Origin of the sequence: Enterobacter sp. C6 (genome assembly GCF_008122455.1) — a bacterium.
Taxonomy (GTDB): Bacteria; Pseudomonadota; Gammaproteobacteria; order Enterobacterales; family Enterobacteriaceae; genus Enterobacter; species Enterobacter pseudoroggenkampii.
In genome coordinates this window covers 1-3358 of sequence record NZ_QPFW01000076.1, presented here as the reverse complement: position 1 = coordinate 3358, position 3358 = coordinate 1, and the positions used below count along the sequence as shown (strand labels likewise).

Genomic DNA, 3358 nt, shown 5'->3' with positions numbered 1-3358 from the left:
GGTGGCGACGCTTGGGGAGTGATTGACTCCTCTGCGGTCTGGTGCCCTCACCCCGGCCCTCTCCCACAGGGAGAGGGAGAAAACCCTAAAAACGACAACAGCGCTATCGTCGGGCAGAAAAATTCATTTTACTGACGCTTTCTCAGATAGGCATTAACCATAATAGATATTTATATTTTTATTGACCATTATTTACTGAGTAGATAATGGTTAATATCAGGTCATTATCAATTACAAAACACCGTATATTATCGGCGTAATATTTCCTTATTGCTGCATTTCGTTAATAAGGATTATTTATGTCATGGAATAAGCATGAAGCTGTGTCATACGCCCGTAGCCACGCACTAACCCATACTGGACACTATTGCGCTCGCGCAATCGCCGCCGCCATTCGAGCCGGAGGGCTTAAAATCGAAGGGGCAAACGCTAAGGATTTCTGGCGTTCTCTTGAAAAAGCAGGGTTCACAAAAGTCTATGGCACCGCCATAGAGGGGGATATCGCGGTGATTGATGCCTTGCCCGGCCCGAATCAGTACGGGCATGTCTGTATTTACGATGGCGCTGGAACCTGGTATTCAGATTTTAAACAGAGAACACTGTACCCGGGGCCAACCTATCGCCAACTCCAGCCAGCAATAACCTTATACAGGCATTATTAAAATGAATAAGCTCATCTTAATTGTGTTATTCAGTACAGCCGCATTGGGGGCCGAAGATTTTCAGATACCGATGCAGCGCGCTCTTGAATTCAATCGCTGGTACATTAAACAAGTGAACAACGATCGTTATCCCATACAACAGGGAAATGAAATCGATAAGTTCGTTACGGTCAGCACCATGAAAAAATTACGTCATGCAGCCGATCCCCGTTATGCCGACGCTGAATTTTACGAGGCTGATTTTTTTATGAAATCGCAGTATATCGGCGAGGACTGGGCTGAGAATGTGGCTATTGATTCGTATGATTCAGACCCGGTCTGTGTAAACGTGAATATCACCTTTGGCAAAAAGACCCAGCACACAGTCATTGATTGCATGGTTAAAGAAGATGGGGTCTGGAAAATCCAGTCTGTCGCCGCTCGGGATAATAATTGATGTCCCCCGCTAACAATAATGTAGCCGCCTTTGTTGCCGGGTGGCGCTGCGCTTACCCGGCCTACACAACCCGTAGGCCCGTGCAAGCGAAGCGCCGCCGGGCGAATCAGGCGACGATGCGGCTGACGCCCTTTCTCCCACAACCCGCTCTACTCAATTGATTTTTCACCCCGAAAAAGGTACGTTTTCGCCTTAATTCCAGCGTGGACATACCAGCATTATGCCGATTATTCAGTCTGTTGAACGTGCGTTGCAGATCCTCGACCTGTTCAACGAGCAGGCCACCGAGCTTAAGATCACCGACATCAGCAAACTGATGGGGCTGAGCAAGAGTACCCTCCACTCGCTGCTGAAAACCCTGCAGCTTCACGGCTATATCGATCAGAACCCGGAGAACGGCAAATATCGCCTCGGCATGAAGCTGGTCGAACGCGGCCATTTTGTCGTGGGCTCCATCGATATTCGTCAGAAGGCGAAAGGCTGGCTGACGGAGCTGTCCCAGCGGACCGGGCAGACCACCCATCTGGGGATCCTGGACGGGCGTGAAGGGGTTTATATCGAGAAGATTGAAGGCAAGCTGGCGGCCATCGCCTATTCGCGCATCGGCCGCCGACTGCCGGTTCACGCCACCGCCATCGGCAAGGTGTTGATTGCCTGGCTGGGCGAGGCCGAGCTGAACGCCCTGCTGGAGGGCTACCAGTACACGACCTTTACGCCTTCCACCCTCGCCTCTCGTGAAGCCTTAATAAGCGCCCTGGCGCAGACCCGCGAGCAGGGTTACGCCCTGGATAGCGAAGAGAACGAGCAGGGCGTGCGCTGCGTGGCGGTGCCGGTGTGGAACCACGAATCCCGCGTCATCGCCGCCCTGAGCCTGTCGACGCTGACCTCCCGCGTGGACGACACCGAGCTGGCCCACTTCCGCGCGCAGCTTCAGCAGGCCGGGCTCGCGCTGTCACGCGCGCTGGGCTACCCGGCCTGAGCCGTTAAACCGGCTCGTAGGTTAAGTAGTCAAAGTCTGCGTGGCAGCCGTCGCCGCTGATGTCCTCGCAGTGCAGCCCCACAAACGCGCCGGTAAAGAAGCCGCGCCCGCCGATGTAGTCGTCCGACAGCTTCCACGCCTCATACGTTACCGGCACGGTGTGCCACGTCTCGCCGTCGAACGAGTAGCTGTAGCGGTAAGCCAGCGTATCCACGTCCACCCGTAGCCAGACGCTCTCCGCACTCTCCGGCACCGGAATCGGCTGCTCGTGCAGCGGCCACGACGGCACGTTGTGGTCGAGCTGAATAACCTTAATCGTTCTGCCCTGCCCCTCCTCGTAGTCCACAAAGCAGTAGCTCCAGTTTTTACTGTTGTAGTAGCAGGTCAGCCCCGCGCTCTGCTGGAAGTGGACCGGCGAGAACTGCATCCGCGTCTCCGCCCGGAAGACAAAGTGCTGCCAGCGGCGCGCCACGGTCGACTGGGTAAAGGTCGAGTTGAGCGAGTCGTTGCCGTAGAGCCGTAAGTAGCCCGGGCGCGCGGTGAGCGAGCCGAGGGTGTCGTCGAACGGAATGCGAAGGGTCTGCAGTTCCGGGTCAAGCGAACTGGCGTCAAAATCGTCCCGCCAGCCGTTCTGAGCGGTAGCGGGCTGTTCCACCACTTGCGGGCCTTTCACGGTCAGTTGCGCGTGCTTGCCGCCTTCCACGTACGGCCAGCCGTCGCGCCATTCAATGCGGGCGATGCCGGTCTCGCGGCCCAGCGGGCAGTAGCCGCGCCCGCCGGAGGCCAGCAGCGGCACGCCGGGCAGGCGCAGCGGGCGGCTGGTGAGGTAGGCCATGTACCACTCCCCCGTGTGGGTCTGCAGCAGCGAGCCGTGGCCGCTCTTCTGCAGCGGGTTCTCCGGCAGGTGCCAGCTGGTCATCATCGTCACGTCCGGGTGCAGCTCGTACGGCCCGTCGATATTTTTGGAACGCAGCACCACGACGGCGTGCTCGTAGCTGGTGCCGCCTTCGGCCACCATCAGGTAGTACCATCCCGCGTGGCGATAGAGGTGCGCGCCCTCGGTGTAGCAGAGCGGCGTGCCGGTAAACAGGGTTTTGCGCTCGGGCGAGAGCGTCCCGGTCTGCGGATCAAACTCCTGCATCACGATGGTGTTGTGCGGGTTGCTGTGGTGGCGCGGCCCCCACGGGCGGTAGAGGTAATATTTGCGGCCATCGTCGTCGTGGAACAGGGACGGGTCAAACCCGCCGTTGCCCATCGGGATCGGCTCGCTCCACGGCCCCT

The 3358-nt window shown here is 57.6% G+C and carries 4 protein-coding genes; 3 read left to right on the top strand and 1 reads right to left on the bottom strand.

Annotated features, from left to right (window positions below):
- Positions 1-299 precede the first annotated feature (299 nt).
- From DOU50_RS00740 to xynR, 3 genes are all read left to right on the top strand, one after another.
- The gene (locus tag DOU50_RS00740) at positions 300-662 is read left to right on the top strand and encodes a CHAP domain-containing protein (protein ID WP_148768521.1); all 363 of its coding nucleotides are present in this window, start codon (positions 300-302) and stop codon (positions 660-662) included.
- Position 663: 1 nt separating this feature from the next.
- Positions 664-1098 carry a DUF3828 domain-containing protein gene (locus DOU50_RS00735; protein WP_148768520.1) on the top strand — a complete coding sequence of 145 codons (435 nt, stop codon included), beginning with the start codon at positions 664-666 and terminating at the stop codon, positions 1096-1098.
- Positions 1099-1318: 220 nt separating this feature from the next.
- Complete coding sequence (xynR, locus tag DOU50_RS00730; RefSeq protein WP_148768519.1) at positions 1319-2077, top strand: DNA-binding transcriptional repressor XynR; 759 nt, start codon at positions 1319-1321, stop codon at positions 2075-2077.
- 4 nt (positions 2078-2081) lie between these two features.
- Here xynR and DOU50_RS00725 read toward each other — a convergent pair.
- On the bottom strand, positions 2082-3358 hold a 1277-nt coding region (locus DOU50_RS00725), incomplete at its 5' end, for a glycoside hydrolase family 43 protein (RefSeq protein WP_148768518.1).